Annotated in this window: 25 protein-coding genes; 11 read left to right on the forward strand and 14 right to left on the reverse strand. The window is 61.2% G+C overall.

Annotated features, from left to right (window positions below; translation table 11 throughout):
* Nucleotides 1–3: 3 nt before the first annotated feature.
* From ACP7CJ_RS00305 to yaaA, 4 genes are all read right to left on the reverse strand, one after another.
* Complete coding sequence (locus tag ACP7CJ_RS00305) at nt 4–1,170, reverse strand: alginate biosynthesis protein Alg44 (RefSeq protein WP_276196600.1); 1,167 nt, start codon at nt 1,168–1,170, stop codon at nt 4–6.
* Nucleotides 1,171–1,208: 38 nt separating this feature from the next.
* A complete protein-coding gene (alg8, locus tag ACP7CJ_RS00310) occupies nt 1,209–2,690 on the reverse strand; it encodes a mannuronan synthase (RefSeq protein ID WP_276196601.1) in 1,482 nt (493 codons plus the stop codon).
* Between the two features lie 83 nt (nt 2,691–2,773).
* Nucleotides 2,774–4,090 (reverse strand): nucleotide sugar dehydrogenase, encoded by a 1,317-nt coding sequence (locus ACP7CJ_RS00315; protein ID WP_247399050.1) that lies wholly within the window; start codon nt 4,088–4,090, stop codon nt 2,774–2,776.
* Between the two features lie 915 nt (nt 4,091–5,005).
* Nucleotides 5,006–5,785 (reverse strand): peroxide stress protein YaaA, encoded by a 780-nt coding sequence (gene yaaA / locus ACP7CJ_RS00320; RefSeq protein ID WP_247399052.1) that lies wholly within the window; start codon nt 5,783–5,785, stop codon nt 5,006–5,008.
* A gap of 119 nt (nt 5,786–5,904) precedes the next feature.
* On the opposite strand from yaaA, the gene ACP7CJ_RS00325 reads away from it, so the two are divergent.
* From ACP7CJ_RS00325 to moaE, 5 genes are all read left to right on the forward strand, one after another.
* Complete coding sequence (locus ACP7CJ_RS00325) at nt 5,905–7,029, forward strand: polysaccharide deacetylase family protein (protein WP_426099700.1); 1,125 nt, start codon at nt 5,905–5,907, stop codon at nt 7,027–7,029.
* 348 nt (nt 7,030–7,377) lie between these two features.
* Nucleotides 7,378–8,772 carry a PhoH family protein gene (locus ACP7CJ_RS00330; protein WP_247399072.1) on the forward strand — a complete coding sequence of 465 codons (1,395 nt, stop codon included), beginning with the start codon at nt 7,378–7,380 and terminating at the stop codon, nt 8,770–8,772.
* An 88-nt stretch (nt 8,773–8,860) separates the two neighbouring features.
* The gene (gene moaC, locus ACP7CJ_RS00335; RefSeq protein WP_253393480.1) at nt 8,861–9,334 is read left to right on the forward strand and encodes a cyclic pyranopterin monophosphate synthase MoaC; all 474 of its coding nucleotides are present in this window, start codon (nt 8,861–8,863) and stop codon (nt 9,332–9,334) included.
* Nucleotides 9,331–9,573 carry a molybdopterin converting factor subunit 1 gene (gene moaD, locus ACP7CJ_RS00340; RefSeq protein WP_247399093.1) on the forward strand — a complete coding sequence of 81 codons (243 nt, stop codon included), beginning with the start codon at nt 9,331–9,333 and terminating at the stop codon, nt 9,571–9,573. Before moaC ends, moaD begins: the two co-directional genes overlap by 4 nt.
* Nucleotides 9,574–9,575: 2 nt before the next feature.
* Entirely contained in the window at nt 9,576–10,025 is a 450-nt protein-coding gene (moaE, locus tag ACP7CJ_RS00345; RefSeq protein WP_276196604.1) for a molybdopterin synthase catalytic subunit MoaE, read from the forward strand.
* Between the two features lie 145 nt (nt 10,026–10,170).
* Here moaE and rhlB read toward each other — a convergent pair whose 3' ends face one another.
* A complete protein-coding gene (gene rhlB, locus ACP7CJ_RS00350; protein ID WP_247399120.1) occupies nt 10,171–11,640 on the reverse strand; it encodes an ATP-dependent RNA helicase RhlB in 1,470 nt (489 codons plus the stop codon).
* Between the two features lie 96 nt (nt 11,641–11,736).
* Nucleotides 11,737–12,393, reverse strand: a complete 657-nt coding sequence (locus ACP7CJ_RS00355; protein ID WP_247399100.1) for an alpha/beta hydrolase — start codon at nt 12,391–12,393, stop codon at nt 11,737–11,739.
* 345 nt (nt 12,394–12,738) lie between these two features.
* Here ACP7CJ_RS00355 and ACP7CJ_RS00360 point away from each other — a divergent pair, with 345 nt between their 5' ends.
* The 4 genes from ACP7CJ_RS00360 (at nt 12,739) to ACP7CJ_RS00375 (ending at nt 16,908) form a co-directional block, all read left to right on the forward strand.
* Entirely contained in the window at nt 12,739–13,770 is a 1,032-nt protein-coding gene (locus tag ACP7CJ_RS00360) for an amino acid ABC transporter substrate-binding protein (RefSeq protein WP_247399103.1), read from the forward strand.
* A 72-nt stretch (nt 13,771–13,842) separates the two neighbouring features.
* Entirely contained in the window at nt 13,843–15,024 is a 1,182-nt protein-coding gene (locus ACP7CJ_RS00365) for an amino acid ABC transporter permease (protein ID WP_247399106.1), read from the forward strand.
* Between the two features lie 10 nt (nt 15,025–15,034).
* A complete protein-coding gene (locus ACP7CJ_RS00370; protein ID WP_426099699.1) occupies nt 15,035–16,132 on the forward strand; it encodes an amino acid ABC transporter permease in 1,098 nt (365 codons plus the stop codon).
* Nucleotides 16,133–16,143: 11 nt separating this feature from the next.
* On the forward strand, nt 16,144–16,908 hold the full coding sequence (locus tag ACP7CJ_RS00375) for an amino acid ABC transporter ATP-binding protein (RefSeq protein WP_003171943.1): 765 nt from the start codon (nt 16,144–16,146) through the stop codon (nt 16,906–16,908).
* Between the two features lie 64 nt (nt 16,909–16,972).
* Here ACP7CJ_RS00375 and ACP7CJ_RS00380 read toward each other — a convergent pair whose 3' ends face one another.
* Together ACP7CJ_RS00380 and ACP7CJ_RS00385 are read right to left on the reverse strand one after the other, a co-directional pair.
* Complete coding sequence (locus ACP7CJ_RS00380; RefSeq protein ID WP_426099698.1) at nt 16,973–17,461, reverse strand: type II toxin-antitoxin system MqsA family antitoxin; 489 nt, start codon at nt 17,459–17,461, stop codon at nt 16,973–16,975.
* The gene (locus ACP7CJ_RS00385) at nt 17,458–17,769 is read right to left on the reverse strand and encodes a type II toxin-antitoxin system MqsR family toxin (RefSeq protein WP_426099697.1); all 312 of its coding nucleotides are present in this window, start codon (nt 17,767–17,769) and stop codon (nt 17,458–17,460) included. Before ACP7CJ_RS00385 ends, ACP7CJ_RS00380 begins: the two co-directional genes overlap by 4 nt.
* A gap of 159 nt (nt 17,770–17,928) precedes the next feature.
* Between ACP7CJ_RS00385 and ACP7CJ_RS00390 the strand changes: the two genes are divergently transcribed.
* Both ACP7CJ_RS00390 and ACP7CJ_RS00395 read left to right on the forward strand, forming a co-directional pair.
* The gene (locus tag ACP7CJ_RS00390; RefSeq protein ID WP_426099696.1) at nt 17,929–18,588 is read left to right on the forward strand and encodes a FadR/GntR family transcriptional regulator; all 660 of its coding nucleotides are present in this window, start codon (nt 17,929–17,931) and stop codon (nt 18,586–18,588) included.
* A complete protein-coding gene (locus ACP7CJ_RS00395) occupies nt 18,578–19,843 on the forward strand; it encodes a CynX/NimT family MFS transporter (protein ID WP_276196607.1) in 1,266 nt (421 codons plus the stop codon). Before ACP7CJ_RS00390 ends, ACP7CJ_RS00395 begins: the two co-directional genes overlap by 11 nt.
* Here the strand turns inward: ACP7CJ_RS00395 and ACP7CJ_RS00400 are convergent.
* From ACP7CJ_RS00400 to ACP7CJ_RS00425, 6 genes are all read right to left on the reverse strand, one after another.
* On the reverse strand, nt 19,840–20,490 hold the full coding sequence (locus ACP7CJ_RS00400; RefSeq protein ID WP_276196608.1) for a DUF1120 domain-containing protein: 651 nt from the start codon (nt 20,488–20,490) through the stop codon (nt 19,840–19,842). The genes ACP7CJ_RS00395 and ACP7CJ_RS00400 overlap by 4 nt on opposite strands.
* Nucleotides 20,491–20,606: 116 nt before the next feature.
* Nucleotides 20,607–21,731: a DUF1120 domain-containing protein gene (locus tag ACP7CJ_RS00405; protein ID WP_426099695.1), complete on the reverse strand. Its 1,125-nt coding sequence runs from the start codon at nt 21,729–21,731 to the stop codon at nt 20,607–20,609.
* 10 nt (nt 21,732–21,741) lie between these two features.
* Nucleotides 21,742–24,183, reverse strand: coding sequence for a fimbria/pilus outer membrane usher protein (locus ACP7CJ_RS00410; RefSeq protein WP_426099694.1), 2,442 nt, complete (start codon nt 24,181–24,183; stop codon nt 21,742–21,744).
* Between the two features lie 124 nt (nt 24,184–24,307).
* Complete coding sequence (locus ACP7CJ_RS00415; RefSeq protein WP_426099693.1) at nt 24,308–25,030, reverse strand: fimbria/pilus chaperone family protein; 723 nt, start codon at nt 25,028–25,030, stop codon at nt 24,308–24,310.
* A 64-nt stretch (nt 25,031–25,094) separates the two neighbouring features.
* Entirely contained in the window at nt 25,095–25,721 is a 627-nt protein-coding gene (locus ACP7CJ_RS00420; protein ID WP_247406159.1) for a DUF1120 domain-containing protein, read from the reverse strand.
* Nucleotides 25,722–25,776: 55 nt separating this feature from the next.
* On the reverse strand, nt 25,777–26,403 hold the full coding sequence (locus ACP7CJ_RS00425; RefSeq protein ID WP_426099692.1) for a DUF1120 domain-containing protein: 627 nt from the start codon (nt 26,401–26,403) through the stop codon (nt 25,777–25,779).
* Nucleotides 26,404–26,420 lie beyond the last annotated feature (17 nt).

Below are 26,420 nucleotides of genomic sequence, written 5' to 3' on the forward strand. Positions count from 1 at the left end.
CGCTTACAGTCCGGCAGCCATGGCTTTATCGATCAGCCAGTTCAGCGAGGGGCCACGGTCGCTGGTCACTTCCACCGGCCGGCCGGCGTAGGCGCTGTCCAGCGGAGCATCCGGCTTGATCTGCACGCGGATGTCGGAGGACAGGTCGGCGCTGTTCAGGCTGGTGCTGCTGACGATGGTGCCGGTGCGGGTCTGTTCTTCGTCGGCGACCTGGAAGTTCACCGGCGTACCTGGGCGAACGTCAGCGAACTGGCGATAGGAGAAGCGTGCTTCCACGTTGGCCAGGCTACCGCGTGGCACCAGTTGGAAGATCACGTCGCCTTTGCTCGCGTACTGACCGTCGGCCACCATTTGCTGGGCCACGACGCAGTCGCAAGGGGAGGTCAGGGTGCCGGTCATTTGCTTGCCGAACAGTTCTTCGACCTTGGCCGGTTGCAGTTGGTCTTCGTCCAGGTGGCCCTTGAGCACGTCGAGCATGCTGGTGCTGAAGGTGGCGAGTGGTGCGCCTTTGGCCGCCACCGCATCACCTTTGAGCAGGCTTTGCACGGTGCCGTCGCGGGGCATGGTCACGTTCATGCCGGGCACGCTGACCAGGCCGGCCTGGGCGTGGCTGACAAAGTACATGCCATACAGCGATTTGAAGACGAAACCGAATGCCGCCAGGCCCACCAGGAAGATCGCCAGGCTGAACGTCACGGCGCGCAAGCGGCCGAAGGGGCTCATGTTGCTGCCGCCGTCCTTGACCTTGCGCGCCTTGGTGAAGTTGTCGCGTTGCAGGGTGGCGAGTACGTCACCCATGGTCACGATATCGCCCGACAGGTGCGAGGTGATCAGGTGGCGCAGGGTCGAGATATCCTGCGCATCGAGGTTCTGGAACTGGCAACCGGTGCGCCCGCTCTGGCGGTCGTAGGAGCGAATCTGCAGCTCCACATCCATTGCCAGGCCGAGGTTATCGATGACGAACTGCAGGCGACCCTTGTGGACTTCGCCGACGGTCAACGGCTGCGTGGCGGTGAACGCCAGGCCGCCGGCGGACAGGTCGATGACCCGCGCTTCGGTCTGCGTGCGGTCAGTGTTGAAGAAGCGCAGCTTGGCCGGGATTTTGACTCGGGCGTGCTGGCGCTGGGCTTCGGATTCGTGGACAACGTTGGCGTTTACTTGGCTGTTCATCAGGGCAATTTCCTAGAGTTAATTCAGGCTTGGCAGGGTCAGACCATCATCAGCAACACGGCGACGAAAATGCTGCCGGCGGAGAAGGTCATGGTCCGAGACGACCAGGTGTTGAACCAACGTTGAAAGCTGGCCAAATCGCGGGTCAGTTTGGTGTCCTGGCGGGTCCAGGACTGTTGATCAAGGCGGAAGAACACGTAGATCTTCACCAGCGCGCCCATGATCTGGTTGTAATAGAGAATCACCGGGTACGCCGGGCCGATCCTGTGGCCGGAGCACGACAGCAGCACGGTCAGGATCAGGCGGGTGATGCCGATCCACAGCAGGTACGCGAGGATGAACGCGCCGCCGTACTTGAAGGTGGCGATGATTGCCACGGTCAGGCCGAGCAGGGAGGTCCACATCGACACGCGCTGGTCGAACAGCACCACGCTGGTGAACAGGCCCAGGCGACGTACACCCAGGCCCAGGGCGCGGGAGTTCTGGCGCAGGTTGTTGCCGTACCAGCGGAACATCAGCTTGCGGCTGGCCTTGATAAAGCTCTTTTCGGGCGGGTGTTCCACGGTGTTGATCGCGGCGTCCGGCACGTAGAAGGTGTCGTAACCCAGACGCATCAGGCTGAACCAGCTGGACTTGTCGTCGCCGGTCAAAAACTTGAAGCGGCCCAGGCGCCAGTGTTGCAGCGAGTCGCTTTCCACGTCGGCGATAAAGCCCGGGTCGGTGACGACGCTGGCACGGAACACCGACATGCGCCCGGTCATGGTCAGCACGCGCTTGGACAGGGCCATCGAGCACATGTTGATGTGGCGTTGGGCGAAGCGCAGTTTGTGCCACTCGCTCATGATGTAGCCGCCGCGCACTTCGCAGAACTCGTTGGTGGTCAGGCCGCCGACATTGCCGAACAACTGGAACCACGGCACGGTCTTGCGCACGACGCCTTCGGCGAGCACGGTGTCGCCATCGATCACTGCAACCACGGCGCGGTCATCCGGCAAGTGGCGGGAGATGGCGCGGAAACCGAAGGCCAGGCCGTCGCGCTTGCCGGTGCCGGCGATGCGCACGAAGTCGAGCTTCACATGGTCCGGCGGGTTCATGCGTTCCCACAGGCTCTTCACCAACAGCTCATCGGACATTTCCACCAGCGAGCAGACCACGGTGGTGGGGAATCCGCATTCGATCGCTTCGCGAATCACCGAGCTGTAGACCTGCGCGGTGGTCAGCGCATCGATCCGAAAACTGGTGACCATCAGGAACACATGGGACGGGTCCGCTGACTTGCCCAGCTTGCGCACTTTGCGCCGCAGGTGTGGGTAGACCACGTACAGGAACAGCATGCCGCGAAAGAAATGCGTCGCACCCATCGAGTAGCGCCAGATACCGACGGCACCAATCAGGAAAATAAAATTCTTCGACTCGGAGTCGAACGTACTCGCCGGCAATAGCAGGGCGAGTCCCATCAGCAGGCTCAAGAAGAACAGCCAGCCGGCGGATTGGAGCAGTACGTGTTTTAACTTGGACATAAGCGTCATCCGAAGGTGAAGAAGGCTTCAAGCTGCAAGCGCTGGGGATCAGGACGCTTGCAGCTCGAAACTTGCCGTTGCTGTTACCAGCAAATACCTTCGGTGCGGCCCGTCACGCAGGTGGCCTTGGACATGAAGCCCACCAGGTCGACCACTTGCTTGCCGTGTGGCGCGTTCTGCGCCAGGGCACGGAACTTCTCATCACGGTTGCCGAGGATGATTACGTCGGAGTTGTTGATCACATCATCGAAGTCCGAGTTGAGCAGGGACGACACGTGGGGGATTTTCCCTTCGATGTACTCCTTGTTCGCGCCGTGGACACGGGCGTACTCGACGTTGCTGTCGTAGATGCTCAGGTCGTAGCCCTTGCCGATCAGCATTTCCGCCAGTTCCACCAGTGGGCTTTCGCGCAGGTCGTCGGTGCCGGCCTTGAAGCTCAAGCCCAGCAGCGCGACTTTGCGTTTGTCGTGGCCGGCCACGATGTCGAAGGCGTTCTGCACCTGGGATTCGTTGCTGCGCATCAGCGAGTTGAGCAGCGGCGCTTCCACGTCCAGGGAGCCGGCGCGGTAAGTCAGCGCGCGCACATCTTTGGGCAGGCACGAGCCGCCGAATGCGAAGCCTGGGCGCATGTAGTACTGGGACAGGTTGAGGGTTTTGTCCTGGCAGACCACTTCCATCACTTCGCGACCATCGACGCCGACGGCCTTGGCGATGTTGCCGATCTCGTTGGCGAAGGTCACCTTGGTGGCGTGCCACACGTTGCAGGTGTACTTGATCATTTCGGCAACGGCGATGTCCTTGCGGATGATCGGCGCGTCGAGTTCTTCGTACAGCGATTGCAGGACATCGCCGGAGGCTTTGTCGAATTCGCCGATGACGGTCATCGGTGGCAGGTCGTAGTCGGCGATGGCCGTGGACTCGCGCAGGAATTCCGGGTTGACCGCGACGCCGAAGTCGACGCCGGCTTTCTTGCCGGAGCAGTCTTCGAGGATCGGGATCACCACGTTGGCCACGGTGCCCGGCAACACGGTGCTACGCACGACGATGGTGTGGCGGGTGGTCTTGTCACGCAGGACAAAACCGATCTCGCGGCATACCGATTCGATGTAGTTGAGTTCCAGGTCGCCGTTTTTCTTGCTCGGCGTGCCGACGCAAATCATCGACAGGTCGGTATCGCGGATGGCGTCTGCGAAGTTGGTCGTGCCGCGCAGTCGACCGGTCTCGATGCCCTGGCTCAGCAGTTCGCCCAGACCCGGCTCAACGATCGGCGATTTACCGGCGTTGATCAGGTCGATCTTTTCCTTGGAGATGTCTACGCCGACCACTTCATGGCCACGGGCAGACAGGCAACCGGCACAGACTGCGCCTACGTAACCCAAACCAAATATGCTGATGCGCATCGCATTTACCTCTTTGTCATTGAAGACGGTATTAAATCTGCCAATAGATGGCCGGAGTTCATGTTTGCAAGCGTCACTGATGCCGCGAAAGTTAGGCGAATAGACGCCGACTTATCGCATGCAGGCATGTTGAATAACGAGTGACTAACTATTGCACTCAAGTTGTGCGCAACGTGGCCTTTTTATTGGGGCTTGCCCTCAAATGCAGCCGGCCTTCCTGGGAGAAGGGCCAGGCGCCAGTGCCGCAGGGTCTTGATAGAGGCAATAAGCCTTTAACTATCAATGCCTTGTGTTTCATCACTGACCCATTGGGGTAAACACAGCCTTGGCCTTATAGTGTGTGGCAATTCATCCTTGTCGCCGCTCTTAACTAATCGGTTGGTAATATCAGCCCTGAGTCAAAGTTAAATGTGACAACTTCGCTACTTCCGTTGGTCGCTATGTAAGTCATCTCTTACAGAAACAGAGAATTACGTTACCGGTGGTATGAGCGGTGCTTTAGGACGAAGTTCCTGGCCGCTCATCCTGTTTCCGGAAATTTCTTGAAATATGGGTAAAGATGGCACTGGTACTATATTGATAGCACTTGCTATTTGGGCCAGTAGTTGCGGGGAGTTGGTACGCGGGAATAGTTTTGTGCCACTAGTATTTTAAAAAAGTGGTGCCACTACGAAAAAAAATGATGAATGTCGAGTGAAATAAAAGTTATGGATGTGTCAATGTATTTTTTGACGCCAAACAATTGACGATTTGCGGGGTGGAATGCAGACAAAAATGTGGGAGGGGCGGTGCGACGATTCGACTTGCCCCCGATGGCGGTGTGTCAGTCATACATGTGTCGACTGACCCACCCCCATCGGGGGCAAGCCCCCTCCCACATATGATCTTTAGCGTCTATGAGGGCGGAGCAGGGCCTTATTCCGGTGCGTGATCGCGCAGGAACACCAGTTTGTCGGGCTTGGACTGCTCCGCATTGAAGCGATAACCCTGCACATCGAACTGCTTGAGCTGGGCCGGATCGTTGATGCGCTCTTCGATCACGAAGCGGCTCATCATGCCCCGGGCCTTTTTCGCGTAGAAGCTGATGATCTTGTACTGGCCGTTCTTCAGGTCCTTGAACTCGGTGTTGACGATCCTTGCGTTCAGGGCCGTGCGCTTGACCGCTGAGAAGTATTCGTTGGACGCCAGGTTGAGCAGTACGTCATCGCCTTGTTCGGCCAGGGCTTGGTTGAGCCACTCGCTGATCCGGGTGCCCCAGAAGGCGTACAGGTCCTTGCCACGGGCGTTGGCCAGTTTGGTGCCCATCTCCAGGCGATACGGCATCATCAGGTCCAGGGGGCGCAGCAGGCCGTACAGGCCCGAGAGCATGCGCAGGTGGTCCTGGGCGTAGCTGAAGTCGGCGTCGCTAAAGGTTTCGGCGTTCAGGCCCGTGTACACGTCGCCCTTGAATGCCAGCAACGCCTGCTTGGCATTGGCCGGCGTGAACGCCGGGCTCCAGCTGCCGAAACGCGCGGCGTTGAGGCCGCCGATCTTGTCGGATACATGCATCAATTCGCTGATTTGCGCCGGGCTCAGGTGGCGCAGTTGCTCGATCAGTTCCTGGGAGTGGTCCAGATACTGCGGCTGGGTAAAACGCGGGGTCGCAGGCCTGGACTCGAAGTCGAGGGTCTTGGCGGGGGAAATCACCATCAGCATGAAGTTGGCTCCTGTAATCGTGCGAGGATTCTAGGGTGTTGGGCGTTTTGACTCCACCTATGATGGCGATAGGCGCGATCCGCTATGATGGCCGGTGACTCTGGAGAGGGAGACCCTGTGTGCGAATAGCGTTTTTTTTGTCGGCGTGCCTGTTATGCCTCAATGCCCACGCGGCGCCCGTGGATGTGGCCAGCCTGGATCGTGGCGTCTGGCCGGAAAAACTCAGCAGCCCTGCGCTGTTCGACGTGGCCTCGCGCGCCGAAATCCTGATGTTCGCCCACAGCCTGATCGCCAGCGAAGCCCTGGATGAAGCGGCGCTCAAACAGCGCCTGGGCCTGAAGATCATCAACCTGGCGGCCATCGACGATCTGCGTCGCCAGCTCTGGCAGCGCCTGCTGGAGGGCTACACCTTCGCCCAGGAGAGTTGCGAGGAAGACGCGTCGTTCTGCTACCTGGTGGAAAACATGGACGACTTGCGCGAGCAGGCCGGCAAGTTTGAGATCAGCGAAAACTCCTTCTATATAGGTTGGGCCGGCCCGAGCCACAATTTCCACGAGCGTTACCTGGACGAGCTGCTACGCAAAGCCGCGCTGTTCCCGCAGATCAGCAGCGAAGTCGCGCGTTTCGGCGACCATGAGCGCAATGGCGATGAATTCAACGACCGGTTGTTCCTGCTGACCTTCGACGGCGGCCCGGCCCCGGTCAGCGGCAATACCGACTGGCTCACGGACTACCTGCGCAAGCAGAAGATGAACGCCACGTTCTTCGCCCTTGGCAGCAGCCTGCAAAACCGCGTGGAGCGCAGTTCCGCAGCCGATGTGCAGGCGCTGTACCAAGGCCAGTGCGTGGGCACCCAGGGCTGGCAGTACCGTTCCCACAGCCATTGGGTCGACTGGCAAAGCTCCATCACCCGCAGTGCCTCACTGGCGCAGAACCTGATGCCGGAGAATTACGTGCCGCTGTTCCGTCCACCCTACGGTCAGCGTCGTGCGGACAGCCAGGGTTTCTTCCAGTCCCAGGGTTTGCAGGTGGCGTTGTGGGATATCGACTCCCAGGACGAACCGGGCAAGCTCAAGGCCGATGAGTCGGCGCAGCGGGTGCTGACCTTGATGTTGTTGTGGCGCAAAGGGGTGATTGTGTTTCACGACACCCAGGATAAGGCGCGGGTGGCATTGCCGATGTTGTTGCAGGCAACGGCGCAAAGCGGGCTGGGTTGGCAGGACTGCCGGGAGGCGTTTCGCTGAAAAGGCTGAAGTGCCTATTGCCGTTGGGGATGCGGCATTTCTGCGGTGATTTTGTAGGATATTTCGATGCAGGCGGACTTCCGACTTTAACGGCGTGGCTGGCACTCGGCTAGTGCTATTCGTCATCCTGAAAAATAAACTTCAAAAAAACGTCAAAGTGCTTTTTCCTGTCATGGGTTTTGCGGTATTACGAAGTCAGATCGCCGAAACCTGCAACACAGGTGGCGTCTTCCAAGACTCCTCATGTGGGCAATGCACTTGACGTCCCTCAGGTGCATTCGGTGGTCGAATCGAGGCGCAGCACTGTTGTGGTATTGCGTCGACTGGCTCCCACAAAGGTGACCGAGTATGGATGATCATGGACGTAACCCTTCTTCCGACCAGCCAATCCTTTATGTGCTTGATACCAACGTACTGATCCACGATCCGAACGCGCTGCTTAACTTCGAAGAACACCACGTCGCCATCCCGATGATCGTGCTGGAGGAACTCGACAAACTCAAAAGTGGGCATCACAGCGTGGCAGCAGAATGTCGCCAGGCGATCCGCCTGATCGACAAAACCCTGGGCGAAGCATCACCCGAGGACGTCGAAGTCGGCGTGCCGATCCAGCGCGGCAAGAGCGGGCCCAAGGGCTTGCTGTCGATTCTGATGAGCAAGCGCAGCGAGCCCAACAGCCTGCTGCCGGAAAACCTCAACGACAACAAAATCATCAACCAATTGATCGACCTGCACGCACGTGACAAGGACCTGCGCGTCGTGCTGGTGACCAAAGACATCAATATGCGCCTCAAGGCACGAGCGTGTGGGATCGCTGCCGAGGACTACAGTACTGACCAACTGGTCGACGACGTGTCGATGCTGTCCCGTGGTTATCACACCATGACCGGCTCGTTCTGGGATCGCGTCAGCAAGGTCGAAACCCGTCAGGACCACGGTCGCACCTGGCACCAGGTGCAACTGATCGACAACCTGCCGGCGGTACACGTCAACGAGTTCATCATCGACGAACAGGGTTTTGTGGGCTGGATCAAAGAGATCCAGGTCGACAAGCTGCTGATCCTCGACCTGCATCAGGAACCCCTGTTGCACCAGGAAGCCTGGGGCCTGAAACCGCGTGATATCTACCAGAGCCTGGCGCTGTATGCGCTGCTCGACCCGGACATCCACCTGGTCAACCTGACCGGCGCCGCCGGCTCGGGCAAAACCATTCTTGCCCTGGCTGCCGCCATCGAGCAGACCATGGTGACCAAGCGCTATCGCCGCATCATCGCCACCCGCAGCGTGCAGGGTCTGGACCAGGAAATCGGTTTCCTGCCCGGCACCGAAGCGGAAAAAATGGAGCCGTGGCTGGGGGCGATCACCGACAACCTCGAAGCCTTGCACATGGATGACGAAAACACCCATGGCAGCGTCGACTACATCCTCAGCAAAGTGCCGTTGCAGTTCAAATCCCTCAACTACATCCGAGGTCGCAGCTTCCAGCAGAGCCTGATTTTGATCGATGAATGCCAGAACCTCACGCCGCACCAGATGAAAACCATCATCACCCGTGCTGGCGCCGGTTCCAAAGTGGTGTGCCTGGGCAACCTGGCGCAGATCGACACCCCTTACCTGTCCGCGACCAGCTCCGGGCTGACGTACCTGACGGAACGCTTCAAAGACTTCCCGAACGGCGTGCATATCGCGCTGCAAGGGGTGCCACGTTCGATTTTGGCCGAATACGCCGAATCTCACTTGTAAACGCGGTCGGTGTGGGAGGGGGCTTGCTCCCTCCCACATTTCTTTTACATTGGGTTTACAATCGACGCTCCTGATCAGGAGTATCCCTGTGCTGACTCATCTCGATTCCCAAGGTCGCGCCCATATGGTCGACGTCACCGACAAGTCCGTGACGTTCCGTGAGGCGGTGGCCGAAGCGCGCGTGCGCATGCTGCCCGAGACCCTGAAAATGATTGTCGACGGCGCCCATCCCAAGGGCGACGTGTTTGCCGTGGCCCGCATTGCCGGAATCCAGGCGGCGAAAAAAACCAGCGACCTGATCCCCCTGTGTCACCCGCTGATGCTCACTGGCGTCAAGGTCGAACTCAGCGCTGAGGGTGTGGACGCGGTGCATATCGTGGCGCGCTGCAAACTCTCCGGCCAGACCGGTGTGGAGATGGAGGCACTCACCGCCGCCAGTGTTGCCGCATTGACGATCTACGACATGTGCAAGGCTGTGGACCGTGGCATGACCATCGAAAGCATTCGCCTGCTGGAAAAGCTCGGCGGTAAAAGTGGGCATTTCAAGGCGGATCAAGCATGAGCATCAACGTATTGTTTTTTGCCCGCTACAGCGAAGCGGTGGGCCTGGATTCGCTGGAGGTGGAAGGCGACTTCGCGACCGTCGACGCTGTGCGCCAGGCATTGGCCGGCGACCCGGGCTTTGAGGTGCTCAACGAAACCAGCTTGATGTGTGCGCGTAATCAGGAACTGTGCAGCCTCGACGAACCGCTGCAGGCCGGTGATGAAGTTGCGTTTTTCCCACCCGTGACCGGGGGCTGAGCGTGGCCATTCGTGTGCAGCCCGAGCCCTTTGACCCCGGTGCCGAAGTCAATGCGATGCACGCCGCCAATGTCGGCGTCGGCGCGGTGGTAAGTTTTGTCGGCTATGTCCGCGACTTCAATGACGGCCACGATGTGGCGGGGATGTTCCTTGAACATTACCCCGGCATGACCGAAAAAGCCCTGGCCAAGATCGCCGTGGAAGCCGAACAGCGCTGGCCGCTGCTTAAGCTGGAAGTGCTGCACCGCATCGGCGCGCTGGAACCGGGCGAGCCGATTGTCTTCGTCGCGGCGGCCAGCGCGCATCGCCAGGCTGCGTTTGATGCCTGCGCATTTGTGATGGACTACCTGAAGACCCGTGCGCCGTTCTGGAAGAAGGAAAATACCCCTGAGGGCGCGCACTGGGTCGAAGGGCGCGACAGCGATCACGCAGCAGCGGATCGCTGGAAATAGTCAGCCGAACATAGATGCAAATGTGGGAGGGGGCTTGCCCCCGATAGCTGTGGCACATTCAACATCTCTGTTGACTGACCCACTGCTATCGGGGGCAAGTCGAATCGTCGCACCGCCCCTCCCACATTGTTGAACGCATTTCAGCCTAAGGTCGTTTGCGTTCTACAGCACGGAGCAAGTGCGTCGACGGCGTCTCGCAACTGATCTTACGGCCCAGCAGCGTCTCGATCGACGGCAACTGATACGAGTCATCTTCCCCGGCAAAACTGATCGACACCCCCGCAGCCCCGGCACGGCCGGTACGGCCAATGCGGTGTACGTAGTCGTCCGGCATTTCCGGCAGGGTGAAGTTGATCACGTGGCTGATGCCGTCGATGTGAATCCCGCGCCCGGCCACGTCGGTGGCCACCAGCACGCGGATCTTGCCTTCGCGAAAGCCTTCGAGGGTCTTGATGCGCTTGTGCTGCGGTACGTCGCCCGACAGTTGCGCGGCGTTGACGCCATCGCGCACCAGGCGTTCTTCGATACGGCGCACTTCGTCCTTGCGGTTGGCGAACACCATCACGCGCTCCCAACCGTTGTCGTTGATCAGGTTGTAGAGCAGCTTGTACTTGTCGGCGCCGGCCACGGCAAAGATGTGTTGCTCGACGTTTTCGCTGGCGACGTTCAGCGCCTCGATCTCGACGATGGACGGGTCGGTGGTCCACTGCTTGGCGAGGTTCATCACGTCTTCGGTGAAGGTCGCGGAGAACAGCAGGGTCTGGCGTTCGTTTTTCGGCGGGGTCTGGCGAATGATCTGGCGTACTTGCGGGATAAAGCCCATGTCGAGCATGCGGTCGGCTTCGTCCAGCACCATCACTTCGACCATGTCCAGATGCACGTCGCCGCGCTGGTTGAAATCGAGCAGGCGGCCCGGGGTGGCGACCAGGATGTCGCAATGGCGGGCTTCGAGGTGCTTGAGCTGCTTGTCGAAGTCCATGCCACCGACGAACGTCATGACGTTGAGGCCGGTGTACTTGGTCAGGTCGGCGGCGTCCTTGGCGATCTGCACCACCAGTTCGCGGGTCGGGGCGATGATCAGCGCGCGTGGCTCGCCCATGTAGCGCTCTTTCGGCGGCGGCGTTTGCAGTAGCTGGGTGATGATCGAGATCAGGAACGCGGCGGTCTTGCCGGTGCCGGTCTGGGCGCGGCCGATGGCGTCTTTGCCGGCCAGGGTGAAACCGAGCACCTGCGCCTGGATCGGTGTGCAGTAGGGGAAGCCCAGGTCCTGGATGGCGTGCATCAGTTCCGGTGCGAGCTTGAAATCGTGGAAGCGGGTTTTGCCTTCCTGGGGTTCAACGACGAAATCTTCGAGCTTCCACGGTGTGACGGGCGGTTTGGGCGCGCGTTCACGCCGTGCGGCTTTTGGCGCAGGTGCCGCAGCGGCTTCGGTCGGTTTCGGCGGTTCGGCGGGTGTCACCTCGAGCGGTTTCGGCGCGGCCACAGCGGCGGTCTGGCCAGGCTGTTTACCTTCGTGGCGGCTGCCGGTTGTCGGGACAGGAGCACTGGGAACTGGCGCGAGCGGCTCAGCCTCGCTTTTGCCGAACATCTTCTTAAGTGCTTTGAGCACGGTGATCTCATTAATTGGTTAAGGAATATACGCCGGCCAGTGTAATGCAAGAATCGGGCGCGGCGTAGTGCGTCTGTCATGTGGCTAAATAAACCGGGGCGTTCAGCGCAGACGTTCGGTCAACCACGTACCGATATCGCTGATCTCTTCAGGTAACACTTCGTGACCCATTGGGTATTCCTGCCATGTCACGGTGACACCACGGGTCTTCAAGTGCTCATAAGCGCTGCGCCCCATGGCGTTCTGTACCACATCGTCGTACTGGCCATGCAGGCACAGGACCGGAATGCGCTGCTGACTGGCGGACAACTCCAGTTCGTCGTCGAAAGTGGGCGCGTAAGTGGAGAGGGCAATCACGCCACCCAAGGCGCCTTGCCATTTATGGAACGCGGTGTGGAACACCACGGCGCCGCCCTGGGAAAAACCCGCCAGGAAAATCCGCGAGGCGTCTATTCCGCTGCTTTTTTGTTGCTTGATCAATTCTGTGACCATTTTGGCCGAGTCTTTCAGCTGTTCCAGGCTGATGGAGCGGGCCGGGCTCATGGCCTTGATGTCGTACCAACTGGGCATCTCGTAGCCGCCGTTGATGGTCACCGGACGGGTGGGCGCCTGAGGCAAGACGAAGCGGGTGGTCAGCAAGTTTTCCTGCAGCGCTTCGGCCACCGATTTGAAGTCGTAGCGATCGGCCCCCAGGCCATGCAGCCAGATGACACAGGCGTCTGCGGTGTTGCGGGGCTGAAGAATCAAGGCTTCGGTCATGTCTGCTCCATAAATGTGCGTGCGCTCCGATTAAGTGCGATGGAACGGTGCGCAATAGTTTGATCTGTTACGAGAATGTCGCAAGGTTGAATCTTTTTTCATTGACCTTGGGCTGAAACGACTCAGCAGCCACTCTGGTACGCGCTTTGCTATGTGTAGGTCGATGTCAGAACTTTCCTCGGACGGTAACACTATCAGTGCCTGCCGTTTATGGGATAGCAACTGGAATTACTGCGATCGCCTCATGCCGCTTGACCCTAATAAAAGCCAACACGGGTCGATATCGCCTCATAAGGGTGCGCTGAGGTTCTAGCTCCGACACAACAAGAGCAACTGGAGGTTTGAATGAAGGTATTGAAATCCACCCTGGCCATCGTTTCCGCGGCCGCTGTACTGGGTGTCAGTGGTTTCGCCCACGCCGGCGCCACCCTGGACGCCGTGCAGAAGAAAGGCTTTGTGCAATGTGGCGTGAGTGACGGCTTGCCGGGTTTCTCGGTACCGGATGCCAGCGGCAAGATCCTCGGGATCGACGCTGATTATTGCCGCGCGGTAGCCGCTGCCGTTTTCGGCGACGCGACCAAAGTCAAATTCAGCCAGTTGAACGCCAAGGAGCGTTTCACCGCGCTGCAGTCCGGTGAAGTCGACATCCTGTCGCGTAACACCACCATGACCAGCTCCCGCGATGCCGGCATGGGCCTGAAATTCCCTGGCTTCATCACTTACTACGACGGCATCGGCTTTCTGGTAAACAACAAGCTGGGCGTTAAAAGTGCCAAGGAACTGGACGGTGCAACCATCTGCATCCAGGCCGGTACCACCACTGAACTGAACGTTTCCGACTACTTCCGTGGCAACAACCTCAAATACACCCCGATCACCTTCGACACCTCCGACGAAAGCGCCAAGTCGCTGGAATCCGGGCGTTGCGACGTGTTGACCTCCGACAAGTCCCAACTGTTCGCCCAGCGCAGCAAGTTGGCCTCGCCGAAAGACTACGTGGTTCTGCCGGAAACCATTTCCAAGGAGCCGCTGGGTCCGGTCGTGCGTAATGGCGACGACGAGTGGCTGGCCATCGTGCGCTGGGTAGGCTACGCCATGCTCAACGCTGAAGAAGCCGGTATCACGTCGAAGAACGTCGAGGCGGAAGCCAAGTCCACCAAGAACCCGGACGTCGCACGCCTGCTGGGTGCTGACGGCGAATACGGCAAAGACCTGAAAGTGAAGAAAGACTGGGTCGTGCAGATCGTCAAGCAAGTCGGTAACTACGGCGAAGTGTTCGAGAAAAACCTCGGTAAAAGCACGCCGCTGGAAATTGACCGTGGCCTGAACGCGCTGTGGAACAACGGTGGCATTCAATACGCACCCCCTGTGCGCTGATCGCTGATGGTTCTATCACCCGGTGGGCCAACCGCCGGGTGATGTTCTGTTCCATTCTTTCCGGGGCACTTCATGCAAAATAAAATCGGCGCACCAAAGCAGAAGCTCAGCTTCAGCGATCCCAAAGTGCGTGCGTGGCTCTTCCAGATCATCACGATTGTGGCGGTGGTCTCGCTGGGCTGGTACCTCTTCAACAATACCCAGACCAACCTTCAACACCGGGGCATTACCTCGGGTTTCGACTTTCTTGAGCGCAGTGCCGGCTTCGGCATCGCGCAGCACTTGATCGACTACACCGAATCGGACAGCTATGCCCGGGTGTTTGTGATCGGGCTGCTCAATACCTTGCTGGTGACCGTGATCGGCGTGGTCCTGGCGACTCTGCTCGGCTTCATCATCGGCGTGGCCCGCTTGTCGCCCAACTGGATGATCAACAAGCTGGCGACGGTGTACGTGGAAGTGTTCCGCAACATCCCGCCGCTGCTGCAAATCCTGTTCTGGTACTTCGCGGTATTCCTGACCATGCCGGGGCCGCGCAACAGCCATAACTTCGGCGATACGTTCTTCGTCAGCAGCCGTGGCCTGAACATGCCGGCAGCACTGGCCGCCGACGGGTTCTGGCCGTTCGTGGCCAGCGTGGTCGTGGCCATCGTGGCGATCGTGCTGATGACCCGCTGGGCCAACAAGCGCTTTGAAGCCACCGGTGTACCGTTCCACAAGTTCTGGGTGGGCCTGGCGTTGCTGGTATTGATCCCTGCGTTGTGCGCGTTGATCTTCGGCGCGCCGTTGCACTGGGAAATGCCCAAGCTGCAAGGCTTCAACTTCGTCGGCGGCTGGGTGCTGATCCCTGAACTGCTGGCGCTGACCCTGGCACTGACCGTGTACACCGCCGCGTTTATCGCCGAGATCGTGCGCTCAGGCATCAAGTCCGTCAGCCACGGCCAGACTGAAGCCGCGCGCTCCCTGGGCCTGCGCCCCGGGCCGACGCTGCGTAAGGTCATCATCCCGCAAGCCCTGCGGGTGATCATTCCGCCGCTGACCAGCCAATACCTGAACCTGGCGAAAAACTCGTCGTTGGCCGCCGGTATCGGTTACCCGGAAATGGTTTCGCTGTTTGCCGGCACGGTGCTCAATCAGACCGGCCAGGCCATCGAAGTCATTGCCATCACCATGAGCGTGTACCTGGCGATCAGCATCAGCATTTCCTTGCTGATGAACTGGTACAACAAGCGCATTGCGCTGATCGAGCGGTGAGGAAACGAGCATGAGTTCGCATACGTTCAAACCTGATATGCCACCGCCGAGCAAAGTCTTCGGGCCGATGGCATGGATGCGCGCCAACCTGTTTTCCAGCTGGCTCAACACCCTGCTGACCTTGTTGGCGTTTTACCTGATCTACCTGGTTGTGCCGCCCATCCTGCACTGGGCCATTCTCGACGCCAACTGGGTCGGGACCACTCGCGCGGACTGCACCAAAGAGGGCGCCTGCTGGGTATTCATCCAACAGCGCTTCGGGCAGTTCATGTACGGCTACTACCCCGGCGACCTGCGCTGGCGTGTGGACCTGACCGTGTGGCTGGCGATCGTTGGCGTGGCGCCGTTGTTCATCTCGCGTTTTTCACGCAAGGCGATCTACGGCCTGAGCTTTCTGGTGCTGTACCCGATCATTGCCTTCTTCCTGCTGCGCGGCGGCATTTTTGGCCTGACCAGCGTGGCCACCAGCCAATGGGGCGGCCTGATGCTGACCCTGGTCATCGCCACCGTCGGCATCGCCGGCGCCTTGCCGCTGGGGATTGTGCTGGCCTTGGGGCGGCGTTCGAACATGCCGGCGATTCGTGTGGTCTGCGTGACCTTCATCGAGTTCTGGCGCGGCGTGCCGTTGATCACGGTGCTGTTCATGTCCTCGGTGATGCTGCCGTTGTTCCTGCCCGAAGGCATGGGCATCGACAAGCTGCTGCGGGCATTGATTGGCGTGATCCTGTTCCAGTCGGCCTACGTGGCGGAAGTGGTGCGTGGTGGCTTGCAGGCGATTCCCAAAGGTCAGTACGAAGCGGCTGCGGCGATGGGCCTGGGTTACTGGCGCAGCATGGGCCTGGTGATTCTGCCGCAAGCCCTGAAGCTGGTGATCCCTGGCATCGTCAACACCTTTATTGCGCTGTTCAAGGACACGAGCCTGGTGATCATCATCGGTTTGTTCGACCTGCTCAACAGCGTCAAGCAAGCCGCCGCCGACCCGAAATGGTTGGGCATGGCCACTGAAGGCTACGTGTTCGCCGCCTTGGTGTTCTGGATTTTCTGTTTTGGTATGTCGCGCTATTCCATTCATTTGGAACACAAGCTCGACACAGGCCACAAGCGTTAGGAGTTGTTGTTATGAGCGAAGCGATCAAACAGCCTGTGAGCCCTGAAGGCATTATCCAGATGCAGGGCGTGAACAAGTGGTACGGCCAGTTCCACGTGTTGAAAGACATCAACCTCAACGTCAAGCAGGGCGAGCGTATCGTGCTGTGCGGCCCGTCGGGTTCGGGCAAGTCCACCACCATCCGCTGCCTCAACCGCCTGGAAGAACACCAGCAAGGCCGCATCGTGGTCGATGGCGTGGAGCTGACCAACGACCTCAAGCAGATCGAAGCGATCCGCCGCGAAGTCGGCATGGTGTTCCAGCACTTCAACCTGTTCCCGCACCTGACCATTCTGCAGAACTGCACGCTGGCGCCGATGTGGGTGCGCAAGATGCCCAAGCGCAAGGCCGAAGAAATCGCCATGCACTACCTGGAGCGCGTGCGCATTCCGGAGCAGGCCCACAAGTTTCCGGGGCAACTCTCGGGCGGCCAGCAACAGCGCGTAGCCATCGCTCGGGCGCTGTGCATGAAGCCGAAAATCATGCTATTCGACGAGCCGACCTCGGCCCTCGACCCGGAAATGGTCAAGGAAGTGCTCGACACCATGATCGGCCTGGCCGAAGACGGCATGACCATGTTGTGCGTGACCCACGAAATGGGCTTCGCCCGCACCGTGGCCAACCGCGTGATCTTCATGGACAAGGGCGAGATCGTCGAACAGGCGGCGCCGAATGACTTCTTCGACAACCCGCAGAATGACCGGACCAAGTTGTTCTTGAGCCAGATTCTGCATTGATCGATGGTTGATGCTTGAAGCGATAAACCCGGCACCCGGCCGGGTTTATTTTTGCCTGCTGTTTTTACGCGGACGCTTGAGTTGCAAGCTGCGCATCTTTTGCGATCAGCAGATGGTTCAGGTCTTCGCCGGCATTGAGCGCCTCTATTTCAGCCAGTAGATGCGGATGTTTATCCAGTAGACGCATCAATGTGAGCAGTGGCGCAGGCGGAAAGATTTCAGCCCTTTCGTAGCGGGAAAACGCGTTATGGCCGCGGCCGGTCAATAGCCTTACCGCGTCTTTCTGCGTCAGATGCAATTTGCGGCGAATTCGTTTCATTTCGGCGGCGATGATTGTCCTGGCATCCATTAACAACTTATCGCTGGCATCGGAATAACGCTCTGCGCTATCGGTGTCCGAATCGAATTCGACCTCGTGACAGACCTGGCATTCCCAGCCTGCAATATCAGGGATATCCCGGATCATGCCGCGTGTGTTGATCGTGAAGGTGCGACCTTCGAAATGCTGCATTGCGTCATGGGCTCCGCAGCTCATGCATTGTTGGGTTTTCATAAGGTTTTCTCCTTGAAGGAGATTACGGGAGGACCACCGCCTGGGCGGTAAGTCACTTTGATGTAAATCTCCGTACCGTAAATCTTGATCAGATAGACGTCCTGCCACACACGGTGGTCTGAATAGGTCGTCATTGACTTGTACAACATTCGACTCTCAAGGGCGCAGACCGCGAGTCGCATCTGGCCGATGTTCAACTCAAGTTGTCGAGCCCCCTCCCGCGCGCTTGCGGTGAATGCTCTGCTACCCAACCGGATGACATCCGCCTTTATCACCGCCAAATCGTAATGAGGTGTGTACTTTTCCATAAGACACCTAAGGCTGAAATTACCCTTTAAGGGTGATTTTAACAATCGAAAATACTGCTCCTTTTTCCTGCCTAAGAACCCTAGTGCGTTGCCTTTGTAGGCTGGTCCGAATAGGCTGTAGGGGAATTCATCCTATGATTGGACGAAAGCCCAAAGCCCATGACAGACATCACCCCCCTGATCAAACGCTCCCTGGTCGACCAGGCCCTGGAGCAGTTGCGCCAGCGCATCACCCAAGGCGTCTGGGCCATCGGTGAGCGCCTGCCCACCGAGCCTGAGCTGTCGGCGGAACTGGGTATCAGCCGCAATACCGTGCGCGAGGCCATGCGTGTGCTGGCGTTTTCCGGATTGATCGAGATCCGCCAGGGCGACGGCAGTTACCTGCGGTCGATGACGGACCCGCTGGGCGCCATGCGCGCGTTGTCCCATTGCAGCCTGGAACAGGCGCAGGAGACGCGGCAGATCCTGGAAGTGGAGGCCATCGGCCTGGCCGCCGTGCGGCGCACCGAGCAAGACCTGCACCGGCTGCGCGCGGCGCTCGGCACCAGCGCCGCGCTGTATCACGGGGAGTTGGAGGCCTACATCAGCGCTGATCTGGTATTCCACCAACAGTTGGTGGACGCGGCGCACAACCCGGCGTTGAGCGAGTTGTACCAGTACTTTTCCAGCATCATCGGCGCGCAATTGCGCCAGACCCTGAACATTTCGCCGCGCCGCCAGGCAGTGTTCGACCTGCACACCGCGCTGCTTGATGCCGTCGCGCAGCAAGACCCGGAGCGCGCCAAATCCCTCTGCCGGCAGTTGATCAATGAACCCTGAAGCCAAACGCACGCCCGAGTTGGAACAACTGCTGATCGACGCGGAGGCCGACGACGACGGGGTCCAGCACAGCCACCCGCTGGTGAGCCGGCCGTGGCTGTTGCTGCTGGGCCTGGTGCTGGTGGCGCTGAACCTGCGCCCGGCGCTGTCGAGCCTGTCGCCGCTGCTCAGTGAGGTCTCCAGCAGCCTGGGGTTGTCGGCGGCCAGGGCCGGTTTGCTGACCACGTTGCCGGTGCTGTGCCTGGGCCTGTTCGCACCGCTGGCGCCGATCCTCGCCCGGCGTTTCGGCGCCGAGCGGGTGGTGCTGGGGATTCTGCTGACGTTGGCCGCCGGTATTCTGCTGCGCAGTGCGTTCGGTGAAGTCGGGCTGTTTGCCGGCAGCCTGATCGCCGGTGCCAGCATCGGCATCATTGGCGTGTTGTTGCCCGGTATCGTCAAGCGCGACTTCGCCAAACAGGCGGGCACCATGACCGGCGTTTACACCATGGCGCTGTGCCTGGGCGCGGCGTTGGCGGCGGGGGCCTCGGTGCCCTTGAGTGACTACTTCGGCAACAACTGGAACATCGGGCTGGGCTTCTGGATGCTGCCGGCGTTGCTGGCCGCGCTGTGCTGGTTGCCGCAAGTCGGGCACAAGCACGGCGCGCATCGCGTCGCCTACCGGGTGAAGGGCTTGCTGCGTGATCCGCTGGCCTGGCAAGTGACCTTGTACATGGGCCTGCAATCGTCCCTGGCCTACATCGTGTTTGGCTGGGTGCCGTCGATCCTCATCGACCGCGGCCTGAGTGCCACCGACGCCGGGCTGGCGCTGTCCGGTTCGATCATCGTGCAACTGCTCAGCGCCCTCACCGCGCCGTGGCTGGCCACACGCGGCAAGGACCAGCGCCTGGCCATTGTGGTGGTGATGCTGCTGACCCTCGGCGGGCTGATGGGCTGCCTGTATGCGCCGCTCGACGGGCTGTGGGGCTGGGCGATTCTGCTGGGCCTGGGGCAAGGCGGCACGTTCAGCCTGGCGCTGACGTTGATCGTGCTGCGCTCGCGGGATGCTCATGTTGCCGCCAACCTGTCGAGCATGGCCCAGGGCTTCGGTTACACCCTGGCGTCCTTGGGGCCGCTCGCGGTGGGCCTGATTCACGATTGGACCGGCGGCTGGGCCGCCACGGGCTGGGTCTTCGCGGTGATCGGCCTGGGCGCCATCGTCGCCGGCCTCGGTGCGGGGCGGGCGAAGTACGTCGACGTCAGCAGCGAGAGAGTCTAGAGGTACACCACCTCCAGGGTCGCCGAACCGTCCATGACGATATCGGTGCTCAGGTCCAGGTTCTGTTTGGCGTTGATCACCGTCTCCAGGGTCAGCGTGCTGCTCAGGTTCTGGATCGCCGAGGGGCCGGCGGTGCTGCCGGCGGTGTCAGTGAAGCCCAGCAGGCTTTTGGCGCCGATGTCGATCGGGTTGCGGTTGGCCGTGCGCCAGGCCAGGCCGCCAGTGGTGGATTCGGTGCCGTAGACCTCGGACACGGCATCCACCACGGTCTGCTTTGGATCGAACGCCAGCGAGTACACGCCGATCTTGTTCGCGCTGTTGTCGAAGCCCAATCCGTAATAAATCTCGCTGTTGACGTGGGCCGAGCCGTCGCGGTTGTCGCGCATGCGCAACGCATAACGCACCGGACCGTTGCAGATCACCGTCAGGCCCAGGGACTTGAGGGGCAGCCGCGTGCCCGTCGCGAGGTTGAGGTCTTGCTGGGCGATCTTGCCGAAGTCGACCAGCCCGTTGGCCGACAGGCTCGGGGTGCAGGACGCCGGGATGATCACGCCGTTGACGTTCAGGTCGACGGTGGAGGCGGCATGCGCCGGGGGTAGGTTGACCAGCCCTGTACAGGCGACCAGAAAGATCAGCGATTTTTTCATGGTTCAACTCCTAGAGGTATTTCACGGTCAGGGTCATGGACCCGTCGATGGGTATTTCTTCGGTCAGCGGCAGCGAGGATCAGGTATCGATGGAACATGGGGGTCTCCAATAGTGTTTATAAGTAGGTGATTTCCAGGGTCGCCGAACCGTCGAGCGCTATTTCACTGCTCAGGTCCAGGCTGTCGAGCGGCGCGATAAAGGCTTTCAGGCTCAGTAACGCGCTGAGGTTTTGCAGGGCATTCGGGCCTTCGGTGCTGCCGGTCGTGGCGGTAAACCCCAGGAGGCTGCGTGCGCCGATGGGAAGGGGGGAGGCACTGGCGCTGCTCCAGGCGGCGCCGCCCGTGGTCGAGTCGGTGCGATACAACTGGGGCAGGTTGTCGGCACTCGCCCGGGCCGGGTCGACCAGCAAGTAATAGCGGCCGATTTTCTGCCCGCGTGCATCCAGGCTTAGACCATAGGCCGTTTCATCGATGCCGCCGGTGGCAGAGCCGGCGCGGTTGTCGTGCATGACCAGGGCAAATCGGGTCGGGCTGTCACAGGTGACCGTGAGGCCCAGCGCGCGGGCGGGCAGGGCGGTGTCCTTGTCGCGGTTCAGGTCGCTGACCGACAACGTGCCGAAGTCCACCGTGCCGTTGTTGGCCAGGGTTGGCGTGCAGGCGGCCGGCGCGAAGCGCGCTTGCAGATGCAGCTCGCGTGAGCGCCCGGAGGCGGGTGCGTCGACCAGCGCCGAGGCTTCCCAGGTCTCGGCATCGCGCACCCGAAACGCCTCTTCCCGGGCCCAGGCACTGACCTGCAGTTGTGCAGAAAAACTGCGTCCGGCGGCGGGCTGGCCGTCGTGCAGCGCGACGATGCCGTGGTCGGCGCGCCAAGTCAGGCTCGCCCCCACCTGGGCGGGCGCCTGGCCCGGGCCGGCGAGCAAGCCCAGTTGCACCGCGCGGCCATCGAGCACGGCGTCATGCACCTGCACCCGGTAACTGCCGCCGTCGGTGAAGCGCAAACGCTCGGTGCCGGCGGCCAGGGCGCGGTAGAACAGGCTCATGTCGCCGGTTTCCGGGCAGTTGAGGGTCAAGGACAGGCGCCGTTCGCCGAGCAGTCGCTCCGGCGTCGGCGTTGACGCGATAGCGCGGTTCATCAGGCCAAAATCCAGGCGCGATTCGCTCAGGTCCAGGCGGCAGTCGTCCTGGGCCAGGGCGGTGCCGGTACACAGCAGCAGGGCTGCCAGGCAGGGTTGAAGTTTCATGGGGAATTCCTCAAGGTCTCTGGCAACGGGCCGGTGCGGTTTCGAAATACACGTGGGGGTCGGCCTTGGCCGGCAGTTCAAAGCGCAAGTGGCAGCGCGGCTGGCCGGCGGCTTTGATCCACAGGGGGCGGGTGTCGAGGACGTCAGGCAAGAACACCTGGTTGCCTTCCTGGACCAGGGTGATGAACTCGCCGTCCTCGGTGGTGACGGTCGAGCCGCGTGGCACCGGGGTGTCCAGGGTCAGCAGGGCACGCCGGGTGAGGGACACGCCGAACTCGATGCGGTCGACTGCGCCGCGTCCTGCCGACACCACCGCGAGCCCGTTGTGGATATCGGCATTGCGCGGCAGCGAGCGGGTTTGCACTTCCAGCGGGCTGCGCCCATACGCGCTGAGCTGGGGCGCGACGGCCTGGCCCTGCCAGTCGGTCCACACCGGGCCGCTGGGGGTGTTGACCTTGATCCCGGCCATGTCGCCCACCGACAGCACGGCAAAGGTGTCGCGCACCGGGTAGGGCGAGAACGTCAACCCGTCGCCGTGCAGCACCACGCCGCCGCGTGCGCCGCCCTGGTAGCTGGAGCGTTCGGCGTCGGAGCGGGTGTAGTTGAAGTCCAACTGGCTGTAGAACGGCAGGGCCGAAACGCCGAGGGACGACTCGACCTCGCGGTCGCGGGTGTCATGTTCGACGCCGACCCGATACGCCAAATGGTCGTTGAGCTGTTCGTTGAGCCCAAGCCCGGTGCGGTGCTCGCCACCGGAATTGCGCACCCACGCGCGGCCACGGCGGCTTTCGCCCAGGGGCAGGCTGACCGTCATGTACAGGCTGTCGTCGTTATAGCGGCGCCCGCCCACATGCCATTCGGCGGTGGCGGACACCGACATGCCGGCGACTTGCGTGCCCCAGGAGGCCAGGGCGCGGCTGCTGCTGTCGCCCTGGAACGAGGACGAACGCGAAAACCCCGCGCTGAAGGCGCCCAGCCACGGATGCGACCACGAGGTGGTTGCGCTCTGCTGGTCGCGGTAGCGCGCGCGTTGCTGCTCGCGAGTGTCGGCGATGTAGGTCGACTCGGTGAGGTCGCGATAGCCCTGGGTGCGCCAGGAATTGGCCGCCGTGAAGGCCCAGCGTTCGCTCAGTTTCTGCGACCACGACAGGTCGGTCTGCACACCGCGCTCCTGGGTACGCCGCGAGGCTTCGGAGGTGACCATGGCGACTTGCACCTGGCTGTCCTGCCAAGGCAACAGCCCCAGGCTCAGGCCCGCCGAGCGATAATCCTCGGCCGCCAACACGCCGCTGCCGAAGCTGACCTGCGGATGCGGCGCGGCGCTCCAGCCGGCACTCACCACCCAGGGTTCGGCGCCCGGGCCGTCGCCGATATTGCGCACACGCCCGGCCGCCACCGAGTAACCGGGCGCGGGCAGGCCCAGGCCGAGCATGGCGGCGGGCACGGTGAAGCGCCGTTCTTCGCCGGTGGTTTCCTTGACCGTGACTTCGACGTCGGAGCGCCCATTCAGGCGTGGCACATTGCTTAAACTGAACGGGCCGGCGGGCACCACGGTGGAGTGAATCAATGTACCGTTCTGGCGCACTTCCACCTGGGCCGGGCCGTTGGCGATGCCGTTGATGGTCGCGCTCTGGTTCTGGTCTTGCAGGGCCTGTTCGGTGAGCACTTGCACGCCGGTGATTTGCGCACCTGCGAGCACCGGGTTGTAGAGGTTGATCTGCCCGGCCTGCAACACCGCTTGTTGACTGGCGAAGGTGCGCTGGGCGTAGGCGTCCAGGTGGGTGGTGCTTGAGCTGCTGTCTTGCCAGGTCTGCACCTGGCGGCTGCGCACGATCCAGTCGCCGGCGTTGAAACCGACCTCGGTATTGGCCGAGCCGAAACGGCTGGAATCGTCGCCGTAGTGGTTGTACAGGCCGGTCACGTCGTAGTTGAGCAGCGCGGCAAACCCGCCGGTCTGATAGCCGGAAATGTCCTGGGTGACCGGGCGCAGGGCCTGGGTGGGCACCACCAGGTTCAGGCTCAGGTTGGCCGGGTCATGCTCGATCACGGTTTGCGGGTATTGCTGGAGAAAGTCGTAGCAACTGCTTTCCTCGGCGGGGCCCGAAGACGGCGTCACCAACTGCGCGGCGTCCAGCAGCGGCGGGTCGAAGCAGGTGGCGCCGTGCTGATCCACGCTGACATCGACGCGCCCGCGCCGCTGGCCGTTGACCGTCAGGTTGAGCGCATGGCGGCCTTGGGTAAAACGCGGGGCCTGCATCAGCAGGCTGGCGAGTTCAGGGTCGATGCCGCGCTGGAGCAGGGTCTGTGGGTCAAAGGAACCTGTCGACGACGGCGTTTGTGCCCATGCCAGGTTCGTCAGCAGCCCCTGACTGAGCGTCAGCACCAGCAATGCCAGGCGCGGTGAAACGCCGGGCACGGCTTTGCCGTCACGGAAATGGATGACTGTGTTCACACAAATGCACTCAGATAATGGAAGTGCCCGACTCGATTCCTTATCGCGCCAGACCTTCCCGGTGGCCTTCAGTAGGCGGCCACTTCGTTATAGAGGCGCCGTTGCATCCCTGGGCGCCGTCGCATCACAGGGTTATGGGCGCGTCGTGGGGCGCGACTGCAAAGCCGTACACCGTGGCGGGTTGCAGGCGCACGGTGGTGGCCCCGGCCCTGGCCCCGTTGGCGGTGACGGTCACCGTTTCACCCGGCAGCAGGTACGTGCGTGGCAGCATCGCCGAAGCGTTGCCGGGTAGCAGTTGCAGCTCCTGGGCCAGGCGCACCACATACGGGGTGGGGTTGTGGACGCTGAGTTGATCGGCCTTCAAGGTCCATTCCAGGCCCAGCCACGGCGTGCGATTGGGCGCCAGCCCCTTGGGGTGAATGATCACCGGCAGGTTCTGGCGGACTGTCACGCCCACTTGGGCATGCCCGGCCTTGGCCGGGTCGCGCTGGGCGGGCATGCCTTCGAAAATCACCCGTTTGAGGCGTTGGGTTTTCAGCGGCGCCTGCGTTTGCAGGATGAACCGCACCAATTGGCTCTTGGACGCCTCGACCCGTGTCAGCGGCGGGGTCACGAACAACAGCGTGTCCGTGTCCTCGGGGATGTTTTCGAGGGTCACGTGCAGCAGGGCCATTTTGTTGTCGGTGTTGGTGACCGAGACCGTGGCCTCGCCATCGGCCTCGTTGACGATCACCACCGAGGTGTCCGGGACCATGCCGTCGGCACGCGCGACGCTGGCGCCGAGTACGGCCAATGCCACGCAGCAGAGGCGCGGCATTGCGCGCCAAACGGAAAAAATCAGGTTCATAGCAGGGCTCTTCAAATGGGCCGCCGAGCGCACGGTGCGTGACCGGGGCGGCGGCGGTGCGGTGTTAGAGGTAGCGCAGGTCCAGCGTGATCGAGCCATCGAGGGGCACCTCTTCTTGGAGCGTCAGGGTGTTGGCCGGGCTGATCGAGGTGTCGACCCGCAGGGAGGCCACCAATTGCCGGATCGGCGCGGGCAGCGTGTCGCCGACGCGCGCAAAGCCCATGAACAGGCCCGGATACACGTAAGGCTCCGGTGACCATGTGCCGCCGTTGTCGGATGACGTCAGGGTTTGCATCGACTGCGAGTCGCCTACCGGCCCACGCAGCGAGAGGCTGACCGAGCCCAGGCGTTCGCCGGGTGCGTGGGGGTTCACGCCCAGCCCATAAAAATAATCCGGCGCCAGCGATGACTCGCGCTTGTTATCGATGCCCACCAAGGCGAACAACACCGGGCCTTCGCAACTGATGCTCAAGCCCATTAGCTGGTTCGGCAACACCGTGAACTCGCTGGCGTTGAGCGTCGTCGCCAGGATCTTGCCGTGCTCGACCAGGCCGTTGTCCGACAGCGATACGTTGCACGCGCTGGGGGTGATTCGGCCGTTGACCTCCAACTCCACAATGGAGAGGGCGAAGGCCAAGGGCGCTGCCGTGAACATAAAGGCGAATGTCGGCAAGCGAGTAAGCAGGTTCATGGGGTGAGCTACCTGGTGTTGAACGGGTGGTACGGGCATCGGGCAAGGCGGTGGGTTACAGGTACTTGACTTCGATCGTGGCCGAGCCGTCGATCGGGGTGTCTTCGGTGATGGTCACGTTCTTTGCCGGGTTGATGAACGGGTTGACCGAGAGCGCCATCTGCGTGTCTTTGGCCGGGATAGGTATCAACGCCCCGCTGGCTGCCTTGATCGAAAGCAGGACCGAGGTGGCCCATGCGTCGTCATTCCATTGACGGGACCAGGTGGTGCCGTTATCGACGGAAGCGATAGGCAGGACGGTAGCCGTATCGGCTATGGCGTTGTCGAGCAACAAAATATAGCCGCCGATATGCTCACCGGTAGCGGTCTTGCCGACGCCAAATTCGCTGACGGTGATTGAGGAATCGGCGCGGTTATCGGTGGCTTTCATGGCGAACAGCGTTGGGGACAAGCAGTTAACGCTCAGCGTCAAGGTGGTCGGGGTCAGTAGGGTTCGGCTGTCCTGGTTAAGGTCCTTGACCGAGACCCGGCCCACGTCGACGGTGTTGGCCGAGAGGGTTGGCGTACACGCCGACGGCACGATCAGGCCCTTGACGGTCAGGTCGACGGTGGAGGCGGCAAATGCCGGTGAAAAACTGCCGATCAGGCAGCCGGCGATCAGGGTTTTTATCGGGGTCTTCATGACGTGAATGCTCTTGG

The sequence above is a fragment of the Pseudomonas sp. PSPC3-2 genome, assembly GCF_049897085.1.
Classification (GTDB): domain Bacteria; phylum Pseudomonadota; class Gammaproteobacteria; order Pseudomonadales; family Pseudomonadaceae; genus Aquipseudomonas; species Aquipseudomonas paraveronii.

What these genes read in the sequence shown, in the direction of transcription:
- ACP7CJ_RS00365 (WP_247399106.1), top strand. Translation starts at nt 13,843, where the DNA reads ATGCAAAATAAAATCGGCGCACCAAAGCAGAAGCTCAGCTTCAGCGAT.
- ACP7CJ_RS00330 (WP_247399072.1), top strand. Translation starts at nt 7,378, where the DNA reads ATGGATGATCATGGACGTAACCCTTCTTCCGACCAGCCAATCCTTTAT.
- moaD (WP_247399093.1), top strand. Translation starts at nt 9,331, where the DNA reads ATGAGCATCAACGTATTGTTTTTTGCCCGCTACAGCGAAGCGGTGGGC.
- ACP7CJ_RS00375 (WP_003171943.1), top strand. Translation starts at nt 16,144, where the DNA reads ATGAGCGAAGCGATCAAACAGCCTGTGAGCCCTGAAGGCATTATCCAG.
- ACP7CJ_RS00360 (WP_247399103.1), top strand. Translation starts at nt 12,739, where the DNA reads ATGAAGGTATTGAAATCCACCCTGGCCATCGTTTCCGCGGCCGCTGTA.
- ACP7CJ_RS00420 (WP_247406159.1), bottom strand. Translation starts at nt 25,721, where the DNA reads ATGAACCTGCTTACTCGCTTGCCGACATTCGCCTTTATGTTCACGGCA.
- ACP7CJ_RS00385 (WP_426099697.1), bottom strand. Translation starts at nt 17,769, where the DNA reads ATGGAAAAGTACACACCTCATTACGATTTGGCGGTGATAAAGGCGGAT.
- ACP7CJ_RS00395 (WP_276196607.1), top strand. Translation starts at nt 18,578, where the DNA reads ATGAACCCTGAAGCCAAACGCACGCCCGAGTTGGAACAACTGCTGATC.
- ACP7CJ_RS00425 (WP_426099692.1), bottom strand. Translation starts at nt 26,403, where the DNA reads ATGAAGACCCCGATAAAAACCCTGATCGCCGGCTGCCTGATCGGCAGT.
- alg8 (WP_276196601.1), bottom strand. Translation starts at nt 2,690, where the DNA reads ATGTCCAAGTTAAAACACGTACTGCTCCAATCCGCCGGCTGGCTGTTC.
- ACP7CJ_RS00370 (WP_426099699.1), top strand. Translation starts at nt 15,035, where the DNA reads ATGAGTTCGCATACGTTCAAACCTGATATGCCACCGCCGAGCAAAGTC.
- ACP7CJ_RS00355 (WP_247399100.1), bottom strand. Translation starts at nt 12,393, where the DNA reads ATGACCGAAGCCTTGATTCTTCAGCCCCGCAACACCGCAGACGCCTGT.
- ACP7CJ_RS00415 (WP_426099693.1), bottom strand. Translation starts at nt 25,030, where the DNA reads ATGAACCTGATTTTTTCCGTTTGGCGCGCAATGCCGCGCCTCTGCTGC.
- ACP7CJ_RS00390 (WP_426099696.1), top strand. Translation starts at nt 17,929, where the DNA reads ATGACAGACATCACCCCCCTGATCAAACGCTCCCTGGTCGACCAGGCC.
- ACP7CJ_RS00380 (WP_426099698.1), bottom strand. Translation starts at nt 17,461, where the DNA reads ATGAAAACCCAACAATGCATGAGCTGCGGAGCCCATGACGCAATGCAG.
- ACP7CJ_RS00400 (WP_276196608.1), bottom strand. Translation starts at nt 20,490, where the DNA reads ATGAAAAAATCGCTGATCTTTCTGGTCGCCTGTACAGGGCTGGTCAAC.
- ACP7CJ_RS00305 (WP_276196600.1), bottom strand. Translation starts at nt 1,170, where the DNA reads ATGAACAGCCAAGTAAACGCCAACGTTGTCCACGAATCCGAAGCCCAG.
- ACP7CJ_RS00315 (WP_247399050.1), bottom strand. Translation starts at nt 4,090, where the DNA reads ATGCGCATCAGCATATTTGGTTTGGGTTACGTAGGCGCAGTCTGTGCC.
- ACP7CJ_RS00405 (WP_426099695.1), bottom strand. Translation starts at nt 21,731, where the DNA reads ATGAAACTTCAACCCTGCCTGGCAGCCCTGCTGCTGTGTACCGGCACC.
- yaaA (WP_247399052.1), bottom strand. Translation starts at nt 5,785, where the DNA reads ATGCTGATGGTGATTTCCCCCGCCAAGACCCTCGACTTCGAGTCCAGG.